The following is a 20,835-nucleotide window of genomic DNA, read 5'->3' on the forward strand; positions in this document are numbered from 1 at the left end:
AGACCCACCACATGATTCAGCGGGAGAAGGGCTATCAGGAACATTTATCTCTTACGCAATAACTTTGGAGTTCTGGAATCGTTTCACATGTATGTTTAAGATTATCAATATTTTTATTACATAGTTAAGTATCAGTTCCTGTAAAACTAGTTTACCTTAATTCTTTGTTTTAAAGTATTGGTTTTCTGGCACATAGTCTTTTCCATTGCCTATTGCTTTTGTAAATTAAGATTCTAAGCCGTAAAACTTCTCCAGTTGGTCACTCCATAACATTGGTACTTCTCTTAAATAAGCTAGCTTCAAATCTCTTGGCTGTCTTCCATTTACTATGTCTTCTTTAATTTTGGGAGCTAAATAATTTAATCTTAAAATTTGTTGTATACGTCTTGTACCTATATTAATTTTGGCACTCAGCTCTTTCACACTTCTATACTTTCCCTCTTCTAGTTGCCGTTTCCACAGATGGGCTCTTACCACTGCTTTGAGTAACGCATTGTTTGCTTTCCCTTCTGGTTCTACTACCGTGCATTTATTTCCTTTCTTTTTTATTGGTATAAATGTTTCCTCTGACTCAGAATGTACCTCTATTCCATCTTCTCTTATCATTACTCCCTTTATTAACTTTTTCACTACTTCTTTCTGCTTTCCAAAACTTAAATTTTCCCATTTTTCTTCGGTCTTTTCTCTCCAATTTTCATATATCTGCTCCGCTTTCCTCATCACTTCTTTTTCTACTTCTCCTGCTATTACATTTCGGTTTTCTGATTCACAACCTTTTCCCCTTAAATGATTGTTGCATACGTAATATCGATATCTCTTATTCTCCTTTTTTGCATATGTCAGTGTCATATTCACATCACAGCTCTTGCACTTAATTATTCCCCTAAGCAGTGCTTCCTCATATTTTGCTTTTCTATATGGTTGATTCCTTATCAATTCCTGCGCTTTTTGCCACTTTTCTTCTTCTATTATTGCTTCATGCTTTCCCTCATACTCTTTTTCATAATGTTTGATTTTTCCCATATATATTGGATTTGTTATTATTCTCCTTACCGTCGCTTTTTTAAAGATATCTGATTTTGTCCGGTATCCTTGACTATTTAACTCCCTTGCCAATTCTGCCATTGACTTCAGCTCCAAATATCTTTCAAATATATGCTTCACTGTTTTTGCTTCTTTTTCATTTATTATTAATTCCTTATCTTTTACATCATACCCTAGCGGCAAAGTTCCACCCATCCATAAACCTTGTTCTTTTGATGTTGCTATTTTGTTTTTTACTCTCTCCACTATCATTTCTCTTTCTAGCTGTGCTGCTCCTGATAATACCGTTTGTACAAACTTTCCCATTGGCGTATTATTGTCAAATATCTGCGTTACTGCTACAAAATTTACTCGGTGCCTTCTAAAAAATGATGTAACTTCTATGCTGTCTTTTGTTTCCCTTGATAGCCTATCCAGAGTATATACTACTACACAATCTATCTCTCCTCCTTTCACATCTGCAAATAATTCCTTTATCGCTGGTCTTTCTAAATTCTTTCCTGAAAAGCCTCCATCATCGTACCTTTTTGCCAATATTACCCAGCCTTCTCTGCTCTTTATGTACTTTTCACATGCTACTCGCTGCGCATCAAGACTATTAAACTTCTGCTCTAACCCGTCTTCATTTGACTTTCTTGTATATATTGCGCATCTCACCTCTTTTAGCATTCTCTCTCCTCAATTTCCACTTTTATCACGCATCCCAAATAATAAAGGTCCATTGTAACTCATTCCCATTATTTCCCCTGCTACTGCTGACAATGACGTATAAAACTCTTCTCTATAGATTAAACCCTTATCTGTTACCATTACTGCGTGAGTCTCTTTCCCTCTCTCTAATATTAGCTCTGTTCCCTCTACTGGCAGTTTATCGCTACTTATTCTTTTTCCTTTCTCTAGCCGATCTGCCAGATAATCTAGTCTTTTCGTCCCCTTTCTTGACATTTCTCCATACGCTTTTTCCTGTATTCTATAAGCTAATCTTGGTATCAGGTATTTCTTTGAGTATCTGGGCGCTTCTTCTCCATATACCTTCTTCCATATTTTTCTCAGCTTTTCCAATGATTCTTTCTCTAAATCCTTTACCTTACTTTCTATTTCTTCCTCCATATTTTTAGCCTTTCATAAATAACTTTTCAATTCTGTCTGTTTCTTTCTTTAATACCTCGGTTACTTCTTTACTATAATCCATTGCTGTCATTCCAAATTTATCTGCTTGCTCTATTTCTCCTCCAGCCTTCACTAGCTCTTTCACTATTTCTTTTTCACCTACCATACATGCAAGGTGCAATGGAGTACATTTACTGCCATACTCTTCAGCATTTACATTCCCTCCTGATTTTATCAATTCTCTCACGGTTTCTAGGCGTTTCTCCGTTACCGCTAGGTGCAGTGCTGTGTATCCTTCTACATCTGCTGCATTCACATTCGCTCCTTTTTCGACTAATAACCTCACTGTTTTTGCGTCTACTGCATAATGTAAAACCGTTCTTCCCCTTTTGTCTCTTTCATAAATACTTTTAAATGATTTCTCTAATAATCCTTTTGCTGACTTATTAAATTTGCCAAGCTTTAACATAATCCACCTCACCTTTTCTTTAAATTTTAATCCCTCTTTTAAGCATTCCTTTTCGCTACCTCATCTATCATTTCGTTCACTTGGCTCATTATCTTGCTTGCTAAATTTTTACATTCCTCCTTTATTAGTGATTTGTCTCTCTTCCTTATTTCTCCTATCTCTATTATTTTTAGCTCCGGTAAATAACTCCCATTCAACATGTCTGCTATTTCTCCCACTAACCTCTCTATTCCATAGCATGTCAGTTCTCTACTTTTTGTTACTCCTCCTTTTTCTCTCAAAAATTTACTTGCCTTTTCACTCTCTTTGCTATCACATAGACGATACTTTTCACTTTCCCAGATGTAATACATTGGCGTTGCACCATATTTATTCAGTTGATTAACCTCAGCTCCTGCCTTTACTAGCTCTTTTATTATTTCAACTCCTGCTCCTCCCATCTTGCACGCAGAGTGGAGTGGCGTACATCCACTGACATATTGAGTGGCATTTACTTCTGCTCCCGACCTTAGCAGCACTTTTACATTTTCTAAGCTTTTCGCAAATACTGCACAGTGTAGTGGCGTATAACCATTTTTATCTCTTGCATTAACCTCTGCTCCTTTCTTTATTAAGAACCTCACTGTTTTGTAATTGGAGATTTCTACTGCTTGATGTAATATCGTCTCTCCTTCTTCATTTCTTTGATTAATATCGTTACTTGATACTTCTTTAAAAAACTTACTAAAAGATTCTTTCTTTACCTCACTAAAACTCATTTCATACCTCACAAAATTAGCTTTTCTAGCGTCAGATAAATTTCTTATATTTACCTGCTGCTATTCAAGTCATGTCCTTTTTAGCATGAGAAAGCAAGTCCTTTTCTTTTTATTTCATACATTTTAACCTATTATTAATATAATATATGAGCATCTAAATATAAGTACTTAACTTATTATAGATATTACTTGACTATTTTTCCAACTTCTGTGCAAATGTCGATGTTCGTGCCACTTCAGTACTCCCGGGTAAAATACTAAAATGTGCTTTTCTAATTCGTGTATTGAGTCTTTTTGCTCTGAATCCAAATCATTTTTATAGTAAACGTTGTGTTCTGCTATAACGTATCCTACTATTTTCTGGTCAATGAAATTCTTTGTTTGATAAAAATGAGTGACGCTAAACCTTTCTAAAATTTGCTCGTATTTTAAGTTCCATAGTTGTTCAGATAGTTTACTACTTCCCAATACAAATTTATTCCCTCTTTCCTCCACGCTACTAACTGGAAAGCACTCATTTATTTCTCCTAAGTTCCAACTGTCCGATAATACTATCTGCGCTTTAGCAAATTTAATCGATGGTAATAAGCTTTGAGTTAGAGGATATAGTGCTTTTAAGTTGTACCACAAATGATCTCTTTCATAGATGCCTTTATAATCCCTTGTGTGAGGCTCTGTTTCTCCAAGTACTGCTACATCTAAGCGATATATGTCATTACTAAATGCTTGCTCATAATGGTTACGTAGATAGTTTTCTATAATCCTAATAACTGGACCACTAGACCTGAAAAAATTTACTCTTCCAAATGATAACACTGGTCCATCTTTTTCTATTTTTACCCCTGAATAATCAGAAAGAAGATCTCCAAATAAACTCTCATCCAATATAAATCTCTGCACATTATAATAATCGTTAAAAATCCTCATCAATCTGGATCTTACAGGCAGTGATAGTTTTGCCAGCTCTACTACTGCATCTACGAAGAAGTCATTTGGTACCTCTTTTATCCCTACTTGCAACTCAAAAAAGTGTTTACCGGGTGGCTCCTCGATAATTGTAATATCTTCTATATTTGCCCATTTTAATGCTATTTTTAGTGATGCTGGAGTTCCTCTCAGTCTTTGAAATTTTACTCCTTCTACTACAGCTTTTCTTCTATCTTTTATCCAACGCAGTATTTCTTCTAAACCATATTCTTCTATTATCCACGGTAGTATTTCATCTTTAAGACTAAACTTAAACCCTCTGATACAGCTTGGATCAACCTTATAATCTATTGCATCTACTAGCGCTTTCTCCTGGTTTGTTGCATTTGGTGGCAATAACATTACTCAACCTTTAACTTTCTTAATGCAGCGCACTCATTTCCTAGTACTACAACGTCCTCTTTTGGCTCTATTAATTCCACATTTTCTACACCATCTACAAATAGATTCGCTATTATCCACGATCTTGTTACACTCCACCCTAATCTTTTTGCTAATTCAAACCTCTCAATAAACTGCTTCTTGATTTCCTCCTTTGATATTATAGGACTTATACTCATTCTGCTGTGAATATCTATTTCCATAATATTGCAACTAGTCACTGTTACTGCATCTGTTAAAACCCTTATATCATCTCTAGTAACTTGCTTTTTTACAATTTCAAGTAGCTCTTCTGACACTATGCCAGTTGTGGATAATTGTGTTGATAAGATTGAAATTTGTACTTTCCCTGGTATAGGTGATTCTACTAATGCATCTTTTACTCTTCTATCTGCTGACAGTGCGTGATACCTATAATACTCCTTGCTCCCACATGTGCTCCAACCTACTATCTTTGCTTTAATTCTTTTTCTAAATCGTTCATCATCTTCCCCTTTTTCCCTTTCTACACCATAAAACTCAGCTAAATTATCAAGATCTTCTCCCATTGCAAACTTCAGTACATTACTTTTTACTGCCTCATTTATTCTTTGTCTTAGTAACAATTCCCTCCATGCTGCTACCTCAAGAATCTTTATCGCTGGATCACTTTCAACTAATGCTGAAAAGGTTTCATCCCTACGGACCAATTCTTCCTTCATTCTCGAAAAGATTTCTTCATAACTTAGCTTTTCAATAATATTAGGTGTCTGCATTTCTAAACAACTACTCCACTAATATTTATGAACTTGCCTTCTGAAAGATAGACACCTTCTAAATTCAATGTTACTCTCCCTTCTTTTACTCCTTCAACTTTTACTTTTTCTAACTTAAATCTCTTTTCCCATTTTTCCAAAGCTTCTCCTGTTGCTGCATATATCTCAAGTGTTAAATCTCTATTTATTGGCTTATCCACCAATTCAAATAATCTTGACCCATAATCTCTCCTCATTACTCTGCTATTAATAGGGGTAGTTAAAATATCTACGACAGATTGCTTTAAGTGCTCTATTCCTTCTAACGCTTTTCCTGTTTTAGCATCCATACCCTTCATTTCTATTTTGCAAAAACGCTTTCACTGCCTTTTATTACTTTAAAATCACATGAAACTATATCTCCTACTCTTCCTACACTAAGACCATTTGCAAACACTGTTTTTGATCCTTGAATCATTACTTTTCCTTCACTAAAACTGTCTCCTTGTCTACACATTGACTTACCGTTTACAAAAACATTATTACTTCCGCTAATGCAGAAATGTGGTATAGCTTCTCCACAGTAGTCTCCTAACCTCACTATTCCTTTGTTCAATTTAAGTCGATCCTTTCTGCTTTCAGTTTTATTCCACTTTTTGTCATTTCTATGCTCGATTCCCCAGCTTTCAGTGTTATTTTATCTACTACTTCAATCTCTAAATGATGTTTTTCCTTATCATATAACAATCTTGTTCCATCTTGAAACTTCACACTATTTATTTCTTTTTTATTCTCTGGTGCAGGGTATTTTTCCTGATATATTCCTCCTAATACCACTCCTAATGATAGTTCACCAAGAGGAGAAAATATCATAACCTGTTCATCAATATCTGGCGGAGACCAATCTCTATCTTTTCCTGCTTTACTTGTTATCCACGGTAAATAATCTGTTAAAAATTCTCCTATTTTCACTCTTACTTTTGCTTTTTCATAATCTATTTCTTTTACAATTCCTATACGAATAACGTTTGCTAGCTTCCTATTCAGCTCTGAAATCGCAAAACTATGATCCAACATTTATATTTCCTACGTTTATTGTATGTGGTTTAATTTTCCCCTCTTCCCATACTGATTTACCTAAATGAAGCTGATGACTCCAATCAACCATCCACACTAAATATGCATCGAGCTCTGGCCTAAATCCGTCAATTTCCGCAGAGATAAATTCTCCTGGTGAAACATTTTCCACATTCCAAGTATTTTTATTTACTACTCTCGCAACCTCAGCAGCTAATGTTCTAACAACTATCGAGGAATCCTCTACTGTTCCATCAACTACAATCCTCGCCTCAAACCTGGCTTTCAATGCTAATTCATCAGTACCTGCATCTTTACCTGGTTCTAAACTTGTTAGTTCTACAAACACCGCTGGCGCTACTAATTCTTTCCTTATTGCTGGATAAATTTCACATGTCTGTATAGCCAGTATTTCTTCCTTCAGTGTGCTGCAAATTGCTTTATGTAAATCTTTCCAGAACTTTGTCATGCATATAATTTAACTCATGTAATGTATAAAATATTTTTCAAATACCTTTTCAACTTCATAATTAACAAGATTCCCTATTATCCTTGAAGCCTCAGGTTCGAGTGGCAACTTAACTTCCTTTATTGGCAATGCTGCCCTTCCTTCACGTTTAAACATACCGCTATTTCCTTTTGGCATAACTGCTGCAAATCCTCCTATAAACTCATGCTTTCCTACTTTCGATCCTCTTCTTGTTTTTTGTATTTTGCCAATTGTCGATGCTCTAATGTCGTAGAGATTTGCTCTAATTAACACTTCTAATCTGCTTGTTTTTGCTTTAAAAATTCTTAATCTCTTTCTTATCAAACTTAATTTTATTCTCTTTTCCTCACTAATTTCCTTAGCTGCTTTTGATTTTAGCCATATTGCTGTTTTGTTTAATGCACTCACCGTCACTTTTTCCACTTTTTTCCTTTCAGCATCTATACTTTGTATAATACTACCGGTGTTAATACGCATTTATACTCCTGACGCTCGAATTTTCCATACCATTCCTGAATTATCTTGCAGCGGTGGAGAATATACTTTATATTTACGGTCACCTATAACAAAAATATCTCCTACAATTGGCTGCAGTACATCAAACGCACTTATTTCCAACACTAAAGTTTCTCCTACAAATTGCCCTTCACCAATCTCGTATAATTTATCTGGCTCTTGCTTTAACACCTGTACCATATATGACTTATCCTTTGATTTATATAAAGCCACTTCTCCTAAATGGGCAAAACAATCTTCTAATAATCGCTTAATATTCTCTTGCATATTTCTTTTTGATATACTAACCTTTACATGCTAAGAAAGCGCATACCGGTAGAGTCGTTCTGTGCCTCACCACCTTGTAGTTACTCTACCAGTATTGTTATGCTGCAACGATCTTGACCAAAACGGCCGGGCGGTGGCACATTGGTAGAGGATTTGACTGCGTATGTAAATCGGTCCCTCTATCAAATCTTCTTGGCTCTTGTTTTGCATAGAGTGGCTGTCCGAGAGTATTCACCGTCTCATTAAAGTCTGCTGGTGCAAAATATGTTGTAAACGTGCTTGCTGTTCCTAGTGGAAAACAGTGCCCTGTATCTTTCTCAATAAATCTTCTAACCGTTCCTTCAGGGTCAGTTGCTTGCCCTCTATATTCCTCAAACGTTATGCCACAAAATGTAAACCCTGACCTCATATCATTTCGAAGTGCTGCTCCTTCTTGCCATCTTTCATATGCTTCTTTTACTTTTGCATGAGAAGTTAGTGCATCAAAAAACTCAGGGCTTACCAAGGCATGAATTCCAGTCATATATTCACCACTTAGGTTATCTTCTATATGCCGCAATACTTCCAGACACTTACGTTTTACATCAGTTGTTGCTGTTCCAAGGGCAAAATTTACTACTTTTGGTGTTATTTCAAATTCGTTGTACAGATTTAATAATTCTGACCCATCAGCATCTAAAATTATTCCCTTCAGCGCTCCCATTCGCAAATGCTCTAATGTTATTGCATGTTTGTTTCTCATTAGCTGTAAATGGTCAGTTATTACGTCTGCTAGCGCTTTAAGTTCACTTTCTGATCCAAATGCCCTTATTCCCTGTACTTCCTCTGGTAACACTACATCATCATGCGGAATATGTGGAATCGTAAATGTTCTTACCTTTCTTTTTCCTCTTTTTCCTACTGTTGCTGGCGCCCCTGGTACTTGCGTTGGTAATAAACTTAATACTCCGTTGTGTTCTTCTATGGTAATATGTCTAAATCTTACTGACCTACTTGGAAACAAATTTAGATTTTCAACTCGTCCATAATTTATCGGCAATATATTTATCGCATTTGTTAGTGCCGTCATGCTAAATGCTGTATTTGTAAATGGATTTTGCATTTTTTCTCTCCTTTTTTTCCTATTAATTTTAGTTAAATTCCCTTGCGGACAATGATCCCTCGTGCTTCAAGTTGCTTTATTGCTGCAGCTTTCTGCTCTTCAGTGATATTTGCTGGCCACACAACCGCATGATCTGCTAGTATTGCACAACGAGTAATAATTACTGCTTTAGCATTTTCTGTCGCATTTACATCACTTACTACTGCACCTATCGCTGTTTGTGTACCATCTGTGGCAGTTGGATTTATTATCTTAACCATGCTATCTTTATCGAGAGCCACTACTGTACCAAGCTTTAGGTTCTGCCCTTTTGCTACTGTTATCTGATCTCTTGAATATAGACTTGATGCCTCATACTTTAATAAGTCACCCAGATTATTTTGTTCGCTTATACAACTCATAAATTTCTCTCCTTAACTGCTTACCGCCGCTTTTATCAATGCTATATACGGCGGTTATAAAAATACTTTAACTCCTACGACTTTTCGCTACCTGCATCATCAATTCTTCTCCTGAATTCTGTGGTATTGCACTCAGTATCTCTGTCTTCTTTGTTCTCTCTGCAAGTAATTCCATTAAAACTTCCCTAGCTTGCTCAACACTTACACTTTGCTCAATAAATTCTCCTATCTTTTCTGGCATCTTCGATAAATTACATAAACGTATTAATTCAAGAACTTCAGTACGATACTTGGTTAAATTATCAGTTTCTAGGTCATTTGTAGTTTGTTCATTCATAGTAATACTCCTGTTTTTATTAATAGATGAAAGAATTGTCATTCCGTCTGCAAGGCCTATTTCTACTGCTTTCTCCCCAAAATATAGCCCTGCCTCTGTTGATCGAATCTTTTCAATTGAAAGACCTCTGTTCCTCGCTATTAGCTGCACAAACATTTCATATAGTCGGTCTACTTCTTTTTGTAAGCTTTCCAGACTTTCAGACGTCATTGGCTCATGTGGATTTAAATCATTTTTTCTACTTCCTGCAAATACTGTGGTATATTTTATTCCCTGTTTTTCATCAAACCCACTTTGATCTATATGACTTGCTATTACTCCTATACTGCCAACACCAGAAGTTCTGCTCACAAATACCTTCTCAGCGCTAGAGGCTATAGCATATGCAGAAGAGTATGCATCATCATTTGCTATCGCTATTATCCTCTTTTTTGCTCTTGATTCATAAATAAAGTCAGCTAGGTCAAATATACCGTTTACCTCTCCTCCTGGGCTATCTATATCAAGCAGAATAGTTTCTATATCTTTGTTTGATAATGCTTCTTCTATTTCTTCTTGAATTTTCTCATATGATGTCATTCCCAGAAAATCGTCAAAAGCCCCTGGTTTTTTGGTCAAAATTCCATGTATTGCTATTACTGCTGTTTTTTCTATATTCTGATTTACTGCATGTTTTATATTTTTCAAGATAGGTTGTTTTCCGTTATATAGTGACAACAGGTCAAAGCTTTTTTGCTCTATCATCATCAGCCTACATAGCCAGTTGGTTTGTAAAATTTCCATAAAGTAAACGAGACTTATTTTGTTTGTGTCCTGACATCAGAATCAAAGAAAAGGTTGAGAGAATCAGCACGTTTTTGATCTTCTGCTATTTCTTGATCTATTTCTTCAACATCGTAACCCATTTCTGATACTACTTCCGATCGACTCTTAAATCCATTCCTTACTGCCATTTGCTGCGATTGCTGGTCTTTCAGTGGATCCACCCAATCAAATCCCTGTGGTATCCATTTTACTTCTTCTTTCGCTGCTTTTACTACTTTTTCATCTATACTCAGTTCTCCACAAAACACTGCTAATTCTAGCCATCTATTCCAAATAGGTCTACAAAACTGGAACACTATCACGTTATGCTGTAACATTGCGCACCTTCTGCGAAACTCTATCAACCCTGCCCGAATGGATGAATAATTAACGCTTGTTAAATCTCCTGTTAGCTGCTCATATGTTATTCCTGTACCTATTGCTATTGCCCTCAGTTGCTGTCTCATAAACGCTTCATAACTTCCTCCAACATCTGATGGCTCTGAAAATTTTATGTCCTCTCCTGGGTCTAAAAGCTGCATTGTTCCAGGTTCTAGGCCAGATAGTGCTACTCCTTGCTCACTTGCTTCACCTTCTCCCATGATATTTGCTTCTGGATCAAGTCTCGTAATAAATCCCGCAAACATTGCTGCAGTCTTTTTTCGTACTAATTCTGCATCATCATATTGATCAAGTTCATAGAGCTTTAGCAGTATACTCGAAAGCCATGGCTCTCCTCTAATTTGCCCAGGTCTTAGTGGTCTATAAATATGTAAAACATCATTTGCTGGTACTCTTACTGATTCTCCAAATGAGCCTTCGCCTGGATGTTCTCTAAATAAGTAATATGCTTCTCTTTGCCCAAGCTTGTTAAACTCAATCCCGTTTCTTATTACATTACCATTTGCTAAAGTTTGATTTGTTTTATTGTCTAAATGTTCAGACTCAAGTACTTGCAGTTGTAGTGGTACAGAAAATCTATCTTCCAGCTTTCTCGTTCTTAAACGTACAAAACATTCTCCTCCCTCTATCATACTTCTGCATACTAGAGCTTGTAATCCATAAAAATCACTTACTCCACTACTGTCTGCTTCATCTGTCCATCTTAGCCATAATTCTTGCACCTTCTTTCGAAATTCTCCATCTCTTGCTTTTGATTGTGGTTTTATTCCTGTTCCAATAGAGTTACTTACTATCGTATCAATTATATTTGCAGCGTAAGGATTTTTTCTCACCATATCACGTGATCTACTACGTAAAGTTTCAAGGCTTTGAGACAGCAAATTGTTTATACTTCCTAACTCTGGTTGAAAGTGAAAAAATCTTCTTCCTGAGCCTGCTGCATCCCAGGCTGAACTTTTGATTTTTGGCTTGTTGAATAATTGTTTGAAGGTTTTTAGTAGCATTTATAAAATTCCTTTACTCGTTGAAAAAATAATTTTCCTCTTTGGCTCCACTCCAGCAATCTTTAGCTCAGCTTTAATTCGTTGTCTTAAGTTTAGTAAATCATTTATATCTACTTCTGCATATCTTACCACATGATCACCATATGCAATTGATACTACTCGCTCTCCGTTTTGCAGCTTCTTTATCGCTTCTTCGACTTGAATTAAATAATCTTCGTTATACATTTATTACTTGCTGATCCATTTGCTTTTGACTATTTTCTTTGATTTTTTACTTTCCGGTTTTTCACTTAAACTATTCCATTTACTCTCTGGCCATCTGTCTATTCCCAGTGCTATCGATGCTGCTCTTGCATAAATTCGGCAATCTAGTACTTCATTTCTTTCTCTTACCTTTTGCCACTCTTGTTTGGTGTATCCTTTCACCACTTTGCTGACTAATTGCTCTGCCGTTAGCTGCTTAAAATATTCAGGTGCATACTCCGGAAAATGACAATATCCTGCTGGAGCTTCTTCACCTTCTTTTAAAACATTAAGTAATTGAAAAAGCTCTGACTTTAATATCGATACTCCTACTGGCCATAGCTTTATTCCTCTTTTCAGCTTTTGACCACCAACTGTTATATCTACTCTACTTGGGCTGCTAAGTGGTACTAGGGCTTTATTTACACCTTTCACTGCCATTACTCTTCCAGATCCTTGATGACTCCTTACCCAATTGTATACTTCTTGTGTTGCATAACCTGCATCAACTGCCATCATGCTTATCATATACTCAAGCCCATTTTCACCGATAAAATGATGATTTAACAGCTCAGAGAGTTTTCCCCATACTTCTCCTCCTCCAGTATCACCTTCAAATACCTGGTAGTCTATGGACCAACTTTCACGGCTTTTTCCCCATGCTACAACTTCTACTTCTAAACGATCTTTTTGGACATCTACTCCTGCAGTAAGCACCACTTCTCTCCTAGGTACTGTGCCTACGGGAAAAAATTCTCTCCTGTTAAATAATTGCTTCCAGTCTGGTACTTCTCCTTTATCTACCCAAGTTTCTCCTAAAGTGGTATTTATCCAAACTTTCAGTAATTGTTCACTTTCTTTTGCATGCAGAAAATCTTCTACTGCTTGTTGCCAGCTATACCACCCAACTGGACTATAAAGACTTGAAAGATGAAATCCTTTTTTCTCACCTTTTACTCTATTAGTAGGCCTCCATTCTCCACGTTCAAGCATCTCTGTCTTTTGATGATTTTCTATCTTTTTACCACATTCTATACATATATAGTGTGCTGTATTTGGATTTTTATCTTCCCATTTTATTTGTGACCATTTTAATATTTGGTAATAATTACAATACGGACATGGAACAAAAAAATATCTCTCATCTGTTGCTTCAAATTCCTTCTCAATTCTGCTTATTCCATGAATCGTTGGTGTTGACACTAAAAAAATCTTTCGCCGTGCAAATGTATTAGTTCGAGCAATACTAAGCAGTACTGGATCTCCTTCTCCTCCTGAATCTCCTGGATACGCATCAATCTCATCAAGAAAGAGATACTTTACTGGCATAGATCGGAGGCCTACACTGCTGTTTGCTCCAGTTATTACTACTATTCCACCTGGAAATTCCTTACTTTGTACAGTATTCCCTGAATCTCTTGATCTTGGGTCTTTTACTTTACTTTTTAAACATGGTGTACTCTCTATTAACGGTGCAAATCTTCCCTTCGACCAACGTTTTCCCATTTCAACTGTTGGCTGTACTACCAGCATTGGACCTGGTGTCTGGTCTATGATATAGCCAATCCAATTGTTGCCAGCTTCTGTTCCCCCAATCTGCGCTCCTTTCATGAATACTACTTTTTCTGCAGGTGAAGATGGTGATAGTGAATCCATTATTTCTTTTAAATAAGGAGTTCTTTCTGTTCTCCATTTACCTGGCTCTGATGCTGCAGTTGGCGCTAAAACTCGATACTCATTCGCCCACTCTGATACTTTAAGCTGGGGATCTGGCCTTAAACCTTCAGAAAAAGATGTAGCGTATATCATTGTCTGCATCTACTCATAACTGGTTCTATCTCGACATCATTAACAATAGAACTACACTCCTCCAATTCCATAAACATCTTTTTCTGAAATTCCTTTTCTATATATCTTTTGCTCATCTCACTTATCATTATTGCTATAACAAGAGCAAATATCCCTGTTATTGTTGCAAAAATGATTGCACTGCTTATTGTTGCTGCTGTTAAACCTATATATGCTGCCATTACTACTGCGCTAACTGTAATACAGATGCAGATAATATTATTATGTTTTTTCATCCTTTTATCTGCTATTTCTCTCTGTGCTATATATTTATTATGAAGGGTTGGAAAATTAACAACGGTATCTCTGCAGAGCAATGCCCCATTTTTTTCAGTAAACAAAACTTTAAGTAACTCTAAATTGTTTGATTTGATTGCTAAGTGAAAAACAGGTGTATAATTTGCTCCTTTTTTCAGCAATAACTTTACTACATGTAAATGCCCTTTTTCCGCAGCAAGGTAAACCGGTGATAAACCTTTATTATTTACAATATCAATATCGATTTCTTCTCTTAAAATTGCATCTACAATCTCAATTTCTCCTCTTTGTGCAGCTAAATGGAGTAGACTATTCTTTTCAGAACCGTATTTATTACTCATCAAAGCCTTCTTTATCTCAGGTTTAGCGTAATCAAATGGTGTTTTACCGCTATCGTCTTTTACCAGAGGGTCTATATCTTCTCGCGTTAGTAAAACTTCTATTGTTTTAAGTCTTTCAGCGTAATGTAGTGGTGTTTTATTTTCGTAGTCTTGCAAATTGACTTGAGCATTAGGCTCCTTTATTAAGAATTTGAGAATATCAAGACACAAATCTCTTTCATCATAATTAGCATTACTTACAGCTATATGAACAGGTGACAATTTCATTGAGTTTTGTCCCATGCGTGCACTATTTACATCTGCTCCTAGCTTCAGCAGTAACTTTACTATCTCCAACTTTTTATTATTAACTGCGTAATGCATTGGTGTCTGATTTCGTGCATCAAAGACATCTATTTCAGCTTTTCCTTCTCTTATCAAAATCTTTACAACTTCTGCATGTCCTATTCCTGATGCTAGATGTAATGGCGTATGGTGCAAAGCATTTCGTACATTAACGTCAATACCTTTTCCTATCAAATATCTAACTGCATTAACTTCACCTATCATTGCAGCTAAATGAAGTAAGCTATCTTGTTCTGACCCGTACTTGTTATTAATTAGCGCTTGTAATATTTCTGCTTTTTTCCCTTCTTTGGCGTAATCAAGAGATGTTTTACCTTCATTATCCTCCACAAAAGGATTAATATTCTTCTTCGTGAGTAACAAATCCACCATGCTTAATTCATCAAACTCTATAGCGCAATGTAGAGGGGTCTTTCCATTTAATCCTCTAACGTTTACATCTACCCCTGGTTGATTAATGAGACACTTTATTAATTCCAAACTTAAGTTAGCAGACATTATTTAAAACTTAATATTAGATAATTCTTGTAATGAGTTTGTAATCTCTTCGGTTAGCGCCATATGAATCTTTTCAGTGTCACTCAGTGATGCAAGCAGTGCTGAAACTCTATTTGGAATATTAAGCAAATTATTACGGACAACTCTTGCTACATTAAATGCTTCGTTTTTTACCTCCTCTACTGCTACAAGTTCACCAATCTCAGCTTTTGCCTTTGCCTCAAGCAGTTTACCACGTTCCATTTCATTTTTTATTCTAGTTTTTAGCAACATCGTAGAAAGGTTACTTGTACTTTCTGGATTTTTCCTCCTCAGTGGCTGACTTGGATCTCTTATTGCCGCTACTGCTTCATTTGCTTGTTCTCGGTCGATCAAACCATCCTCCAACTCAACTATTCCTTTTTTTACTAAATAACAGACGTATTGCTTTGATACTCCTATCTCTCTTGCCCATTCTGTTTGTGTGATTTTCACTTTTTTTTTGCCTATTTTTTACGAGTTTTCTTCTTGAGTCTCTGAAAAGGTTTTGCCAGTATCAGCAATTCCCTACCTGTTTATACTTGCCAATATTTTAGAGATATTTTACTAACACAAAGCAAAATACTCCGGTTTATAGCTGCTTTCTTTTTACATAGTGAAATTTGGCTATTTTCAACTAATACTATAAATTGCATCTTTGTAGTTATGAGATTCAACCACTACTTGCTCTAGCGTTAAACTGCTGCATTTGGCATCTTTACTATGGTTTTCTTCAAGCACTTTTGTCCTTGCTTCCTTTATTTCCTCAATGAACTTTCCATTAACTTTTTCTGGTTCAATTATTTCCTCACAATATACAAGATTTGTGCAATTTGTTTTTCTGTAGTAATGTACTCCAAGGAATATCACTGATAGTGCAAGTATACTCGAGCCTATAAGTAGTGATAACCCTACGTTATTAATCAAAGCGTTCTGGTAAAACTTCTGTACACTATTAATACCACCTTCTACATACAGTAATAAAGGCCATACTATATTTGCAGCAACCAAACTGCTTAATAATGCTGTAAATAATGGCCTATCTTTGATTACTGATTCTACTTTATTTCTTCTACTAATGACTTTGTCGTCAATATTAATGAAGTTGTTCTTACCCTTCCAAGCGTTAAGTGTAAAATGTGAATGAGTACCATTGCTGTATTCAAGTTTGAATGATTTTATTACTTTATCTTTTGGTTGATACTTTAGCACCTGATTCAAAGTTTCATTCGCATTCTTTCCTCCTATTTGACACTCTTCAGTATCTCTAAATTGCTTTATTCCACAAAATATCGGACTAATTGCAACCAATAATGCAACAGCTAGAATTGGTATAGTCACATAGATGGTACTGTTTGCAAAAAATGCAATAAATTGTCCTTTATCCTGTAGATATACCAAAGCTGCAGAAACGCTAAGTGCAACAGCAGCTATACCGAAAATTATAAATTCCTTCTGCTGCACTGCATATTTTACTCTTGGCAAAATTCTATTTGTTTTCTTTTCTTTTTTAATTAACGGGGTTTCTTCATTATTACTTTTTTCTGATGAGCTAGTTGAAAGTGTAACTGGACTATCATGATTTAATGACATATTCTCCCATCCTTGATTGCCACAAGAATCACTCATTTCTGTTACTTGAGAATTTGATCTTGTCATCTCTGCACTTCTATTGTCTATTCCACTATCACTTCCTTCCAAACTCTTTTTTAAAAATTTTGTATTCAGATCTACAGGTTCATCAATTGATCCTTTCTTAATTGATGTTTCTTCAGAATTTGACTTTTCCATCTCCGGACTTTGATCGTTTATTTCACCATCTAAACCTCTTTTCGAGAATTTTTTATTTTTGTCTATAGTTGCATACATAGGTTCTCCTATAGCTTCTTGCTCATCACATTTTTCTCCATTTAATTGGAAAGAAGAATGTGGTAGCTTTGGTGGTGCAATATCCTGAATAATACTCAACTGATGATTTTCTGCTGTTCTAGGTGAAGGTGGAGCTACATTTCTAATATTGTCCTTCTCCAACATTCCATTCCTAGGTAACGGCTTTGGTTTATCTCCTAATTCTTTATCCTCTTCCTCTTTTTGCATTTCTTTTGTATTGTCTATTTTGGGGTTGGAAGATGTGTTGGATGCTGCCTCAAGCTGATCAAGAGAATACGGACGGTTATATATTCTATTCCATTTGCCTCACAAACTGCATTAAATTCGTCCTCTATGTCTTTACCATCATCAAATACTAAAGAAGAACAACTCACTGAAAAATCAGCACCTGCTTCGTCTATTTTTGCTGTAATACTGCTATCGCTACTATTGCTAATCACATTTAAAGAAGCTAGTTTGCATTCAGTGTTCAGGTCAGGTTCTTGCTTCGTACCTTTTTCAAACAATTCAATTCTCTCCTTAACAGATAGTGTAGAATTTGAAACATTATTTTCTACTTCTTCAGAAAACGATGCTTCATTATTTGTTTGCGACGTTACTACTCCAGCTAACGTCTTTTCTTGATTCATTGAGTACACCACATTTAATCCAAAGTTATTTGTTACGCTAAACTCATTAAAATACGGTATATACCAGTAAATTAATATTACAACTACCAAGGCTTACTAAATTTCTGTTTGCGTTATCTTTTCCACTTTTTTCTTACTGTTTTTCTTCTTGAATCTCTGAAAAAGTTTTACCAGTACCAAAAAGAATTGCTTCCCTACCTGTGTACACTTGCCAACGTTTTATGGTTACATCTACAAATTTTGAATCTAACTCTATTGTCCTGCAAATTCTTCCTGTTCTCTCACATGCAATCAGTGTACTGCCAGAACCGCTAAATGGATCAAGTACTATGTCTCCTGATCTGCTGCTGTTGACTATTGCTCTCTCCATTAGCTCTACTGGCTTCATCGTTGGATGTAGTGTATTGTGCGTTGGCTTATCATAAAACCAGAGGTCACTTTGATTTCTACCGCCATGCCACTCACGTTTATTGCCACTCTTCCATCCATAGAGCATTGCTTCGTATTGTCTTTGATAATCAGACCTGCCTAGCGTAAAGTGATTCTTTGCCCAAATGATAAATGTTGACCATTTTCCTCCTGCTTCTTCAAATGCTTTTTGCAACGTTGAAAACTCTGATGATGATACGCAGATGTAAATTGCACCTTTGGTGTATGCTAAAATATGAGTGCAAATATCATAGAGAAAAAGTTCGTACCTTTCACCTTGATTATCGTTTAGTATTTTTTTATCTTCTCTTTCCTGACTGCTACCGTAATCAACGTTATATGGAGGATCACAAACAGTAATGTCTGCCATTTTATCATCTAACAGCGCTTTATATGATTCAACTACAGAGCTATCACCACAATAGATTCTATGATCACCTAAAATCCATAGATCACCTGGTTTTGTTACTTGTTTGTCATCAATAGCTAAGTCAGAAAGATCTTCTTTTTCACTATCTAAATCATCAAGGAAATGTTGAACTTTTTCTAATTCAAATCCAGTCATTTTAAGATCAAACTGTAAATCTTCTAACTCTTGAATTTCTACTTTCAAAAGCTCATCATCCCACTTTGCCCAATTAGCTGATTGATTTGCCAGTAATCGAAAAGCTTTAGTTTGTGGTTCATTTAAATTATCACTTAGAGGTTGTCCGGAAACTAGTAAATTCAAGCATATTCCCTCTTTAACATAACCCTACTCATAGCTAGGTATATGAAATTCTCAGTGGATGTTGTGAGTAAATCATACTCCTTCGATAGCCTTCTATTCCTATTAACCCAAGCAAAAGTCCTTTCTACAACCCATCTTCTTGGCTGTACTTTAAACCCTTGTTCTCTTGTTGGTAGTAGCTCAGGTGGCGTATCTTTGTGCACCCAAAATCTACATGGAGGCCTTTTAACAATTTCAATATCTATGTCATATTCTTCCTTTATGTGATTCTTTAAATTTCTTCCTTGGTATCCCATGTCAGCCCACATTTTTTTAACTTTAGTATATTTTGTTCTCATATTGTTTAATGCTATTTTAATACCATCTCTATCATTTTCGTTAGCAGCGCCTACGTAACAACCTAGTATAAAACCCTGAGTGTCTGTAATTATATGCCTTTTTCTACCCTTTACTTTTTTACTTCCATCATAGCCTTTGATCCCCCCTTTTCTGTAGTCTTTACAGATTGACTATCTACTATACAGGCACTCGGCTGCTCATTCCTTCCTATTTTTCTTCTACTATATTTTGTAATTTCATAATTCATTTTCTCAAAAATTCCCTGCTTCTTCCATTGCCTGAACTGCTCATACACAGTCTTCCATAGCGGAAAATCATTTGGTAAATACCGCCATTGACACCCTGTACGCAATACATAGAAAATTGCTTCTAATATTTCTTTTTTGCTATACTTTGGCAGCCTTCCTCCTTTCTTGTATGATACTCTGAAGTGTTTTTCTATTCTTGCCCATTCCCTTTCGCTTAGATCTGTTGGATACTTTTTTCTCATCTTTACCCCGTACTAAAATTTCAGATATTATAGCCTTTTACTTGTTTCCGGACAACCTCTTAAGACCACTGGAATACTTTCCATACCAAGTTTTCTTGCTGCTTTAAGTCTTAAATGACCATCAACCACAGTGCCATCACTTTTTGCAACTATTGGTATACGAAAGCCAAATTCTCGAATAGAAGCACACATTCTGTTGACCACATCGTCATTTTTACGTGGGTTACGCTCATATTCAACTAGGTTTCGAGTAGGATAGTAGTGGATTGCTAAATTCATATCTTAATAATTAAAAAGTTAATATTCAAAATATATCTGACGCTAGAGAAGGCCTGGGGTCAAACCCACCAAATCCGCCAGTATGGCTGAAAGGACCCACTTTTTATGGATTTTTCGTCTTATTAATATCTTTACTAATATAGAACATTAATGCCAAAGCATCGGCCTCATTATCATCTCTAGGTGAAAAACTTTTTTCACGTATCGCTTCAATAACTTCACTCTTACTTGCATTGCCTTTGCCTGCTATAAAGCGTTTTATAGTTTTAACATTAACACCTTGGTAGGGAATATTGTTCTCTTCACACCAAGCAGACAGCACTGCAAGAAACCCACCGTAGCAATGGGCTGCATCAGTTCCTAAATGTCTTCTCACCTCCTCAAAGTACACTGCAGAAATGTCTTTCAAAGAATTGAGCCAATTGCAAAAGTTTAAGAAACACATTCCACCTCCGCTGAAACGACTACCATGAAAGCTTTTGCTCCCACTTTCAATTATTCCATCTGTTAGAATTGCCCAGCCTGTTTGCTTGCCGAGATCTAGCGTTAAGATTGACGTACAAAAACTCCTTTGTGTAATTAAAGTTCAATGCCCTGTATAATATATATGTACGA

The 20,835-nt window shown here is 36.0% G+C and carries 24 protein-coding genes and 2 pseudogenes; all 26 read right to left on the reverse strand.

What is annotated here, in order from left to right; genetic code table 11:
• Positions 1–225 precede the first annotated feature (225 nt).
• The 26 genes and pseudogenes from ACQH2O_RS05505 to ACQH2O_RS05630 all read right to left on the reverse strand — a co-directional run bounded on the left by ACQH2O_RS05505 (position 226) and on the right by ACQH2O_RS05630 (position 20,773).
• On the reverse strand, positions 226–1,713 hold the full coding sequence (locus tag ACQH2O_RS05505) for a recombinase family protein (protein WP_264706662.1): 1,488 nt from the start codon (positions 1,711–1,713) through the stop codon (positions 226–228).
• A 9-nt stretch (positions 1,714–1,722) separates the two neighbouring features.
• Positions 1,723–2,154, reverse strand: coding sequence for a DUF2924 domain-containing protein (locus tag ACQH2O_RS05510; protein WP_264377080.1), 432 nt, complete (start codon positions 2,152–2,154; stop codon positions 1,723–1,725).
• Between the two features lie 4 nt (positions 2,155–2,158).
• Positions 2,159–2,623, reverse strand: coding sequence for an ankyrin repeat domain-containing protein (locus tag ACQH2O_RS05515; protein ID WP_264377081.1), 465 nt, complete (start codon positions 2,621–2,623; stop codon positions 2,159–2,161).
• Positions 2,624–2,661: 38 nt separating this feature from the next.
• Positions 2,662–3,381, reverse strand: coding sequence for an ankyrin repeat domain-containing protein (locus tag ACQH2O_RS05520; RefSeq protein ID WP_264377082.1), 720 nt, complete (start codon positions 3,379–3,381; stop codon positions 2,662–2,664).
• Positions 3,382–3,549: 168 nt separating this feature from the next.
• Positions 3,550–4,710, reverse strand: a complete 1,161-nt coding sequence (locus ACQH2O_RS05525; RefSeq protein ID WP_264707707.1) for a phage tail protein — start codon at positions 4,708–4,710, stop codon at positions 3,550–3,552.
• Positions 4,710–5,504 (reverse strand): baseplate assembly protein, encoded by a 795-nt coding sequence (locus ACQH2O_RS05530; RefSeq protein WP_425385128.1) that lies wholly within the window; start codon positions 5,502–5,504, stop codon positions 4,710–4,712. The genes ACQH2O_RS05525 and ACQH2O_RS05530 overlap by 1 nt, the downstream gene beginning before the upstream one ends.
• A 2-nt stretch (positions 5,505–5,506) precedes the next feature.
• A complete protein-coding gene (locus ACQH2O_RS05535) occupies positions 5,507–5,842 on the reverse strand; it encodes a GPW/gp25 family protein (RefSeq protein WP_264706663.1) in 336 nt (111 codons plus the stop codon).
• A 2-nt stretch (positions 5,843–5,844) separates the two neighbouring features.
• Positions 5,845–6,099, reverse strand: coding sequence for a PAAR domain-containing protein (locus tag ACQH2O_RS05540; RefSeq protein ID WP_264707706.1), 255 nt, complete (start codon positions 6,097–6,099; stop codon positions 5,845–5,847).
• On the reverse strand, positions 6,096–6,560 hold the full coding sequence (locus ACQH2O_RS05545) for a phage baseplate assembly protein V (protein ID WP_015588267.1): 465 nt from the start codon (positions 6,558–6,560) through the stop codon (positions 6,096–6,098). The genes ACQH2O_RS05540 and ACQH2O_RS05545 overlap by 4 nt, the downstream gene beginning before the upstream one ends.
• Positions 6,547–7,029, reverse strand: coding sequence for a hypothetical protein (locus ACQH2O_RS05550; RefSeq protein ID WP_425385129.1), 483 nt, complete (start codon positions 7,027–7,029; stop codon positions 6,547–6,549). The genes ACQH2O_RS05545 and ACQH2O_RS05550 overlap by 14 nt, the downstream gene beginning before the upstream one ends.
• 9 nt (positions 7,030–7,038) lie before the next feature.
• Complete coding sequence (locus ACQH2O_RS05555) at positions 7,039–7,527, reverse strand: phage tail protein (RefSeq protein ID WP_019236396.1); 489 nt, start codon at positions 7,525–7,527, stop codon at positions 7,039–7,041.
• Entirely contained in the window at positions 7,528–7,833 is a 306-nt protein-coding gene (locus tag ACQH2O_RS05560; RefSeq protein ID WP_015588264.1) for a head-tail joining protein, read from the reverse strand. It abuts the gene before it with no gap.
• Between the two features lie 97 nt (positions 7,834–7,930).
• Positions 7,931–8,935: a major capsid protein gene (locus ACQH2O_RS05565; RefSeq protein WP_019236398.1), complete on the reverse strand. Its 1,005-nt coding sequence runs from the start codon at positions 8,933–8,935 to the stop codon at positions 7,931–7,933.
• A 32-nt stretch (positions 8,936–8,967) separates the two neighbouring features.
• Positions 8,968–9,336, reverse strand: a complete 369-nt coding sequence (locus ACQH2O_RS05570; RefSeq protein ID WP_047759659.1) for a head decoration protein — start codon at positions 9,334–9,336, stop codon at positions 8,968–8,970.
• Between the two features lie 67 nt (positions 9,337–9,403).
• A complete protein-coding gene (locus tag ACQH2O_RS05575; protein ID WP_264706670.1) occupies positions 9,404–10,456 on the reverse strand; it encodes a S49 family peptidase in 1,053 nt (350 codons plus the stop codon).
• A 14-nt stretch (positions 10,457–10,470) separates the two neighbouring features.
• Positions 10,471–11,883, reverse strand: a complete 1,413-nt coding sequence (locus ACQH2O_RS05580) for a phage portal protein (protein WP_264706671.1) — start codon at positions 11,881–11,883, stop codon at positions 10,471–10,473.
• Positions 11,884–12,108, reverse strand: a complete 225-nt coding sequence (locus ACQH2O_RS05585) for a gpW family head-tail joining protein (RefSeq protein ID WP_019236402.1) — start codon at positions 12,106–12,108, stop codon at positions 11,884–11,886.
• A gap of 3 nt (positions 12,109–12,111) precedes the next feature.
• Positions 12,112–13,935, reverse strand: coding sequence for a phage terminase large subunit family protein (locus ACQH2O_RS05590; protein WP_425385130.1), 1,824 nt, complete (start codon positions 13,933–13,935; stop codon positions 12,112–12,114).
• Positions 13,932–15,416 carry an ankyrin repeat domain-containing protein gene (locus ACQH2O_RS05595; protein ID WP_425385131.1) on the reverse strand — a complete coding sequence of 495 codons (1,485 nt, stop codon included), beginning with the start codon at positions 15,414–15,416 and terminating at the stop codon, positions 13,932–13,934. The genes ACQH2O_RS05590 and ACQH2O_RS05595 overlap by 4 nt, the downstream gene beginning before the upstream one ends.
• A gap of 3 nt (positions 15,417–15,419) precedes the next feature.
• Entirely contained in the window at positions 15,420–15,890 is a 471-nt protein-coding gene (locus tag ACQH2O_RS05600; RefSeq protein WP_425385132.1) for a hypothetical protein, read from the reverse strand.
• Positions 15,891–16,067: 177 nt separating this feature from the next.
• Entirely contained in the window at positions 16,068–17,531 is a 1,464-nt protein-coding gene (locus tag ACQH2O_RS05605; protein WP_425385133.1) for a hypothetical protein, read from the reverse strand.
• Positions 17,532–17,545: 14 nt separating this feature from the next.
• The gene (locus ACQH2O_RS05610; protein ID WP_425385134.1) at positions 17,546–17,953 is read right to left on the reverse strand and encodes a hypothetical protein; all 408 of its coding nucleotides are present in this window, start codon (positions 17,951–17,953) and stop codon (positions 17,546–17,548) included.
• Positions 17,954–18,086: 133 nt separating this feature from the next.
• Positions 18,087–19,085 (reverse strand): annotated as a pseudogene (locus ACQH2O_RS05615) (DNA-methyltransferase); the annotation flags it as partial.
• A 23-nt stretch (positions 19,086–19,108) separates the two neighbouring features.
• Positions 19,109–19,941 (reverse strand): IS5-like element ISWpi1 family transposase gene (locus ACQH2O_RS05620; protein ID WP_264374449.1). Its coding sequence is split into 2 segments (ribosomal slippage): positions 19,109–19,572 and positions 19,572–19,941, totalling 834 coding nucleotides; the frame shifts between segments, so codons are not numbered across the junction.
• Positions 19,942–20,001: 60 nt separating this feature from the next.
• Positions 20,002–20,220 (reverse strand): annotated as a pseudogene (locus ACQH2O_RS05625) (ParB N-terminal domain-containing protein); the annotation flags it as partial.
• A gap of 103 nt (positions 20,221–20,323) precedes the next feature.
• Positions 20,324–20,773: a crossover junction endodeoxyribonuclease RuvC gene (locus ACQH2O_RS05630; RefSeq protein WP_038228276.1), complete on the reverse strand. Its 450-nt coding sequence runs from the start codon at positions 20,771–20,773 to the stop codon at positions 20,324–20,326.
• Positions 20,774–20,835: the final 62 nt, after the last annotated feature.

It is taken from the genome of Wolbachia endosymbiont (group B) of Schoenobius gigantella (assembly GCF_964031005.1).
Taxonomy (GTDB): domain Bacteria; phylum Pseudomonadota; class Alphaproteobacteria; order Rickettsiales; family Anaplasmataceae; genus Wolbachia; species Wolbachia pipientis.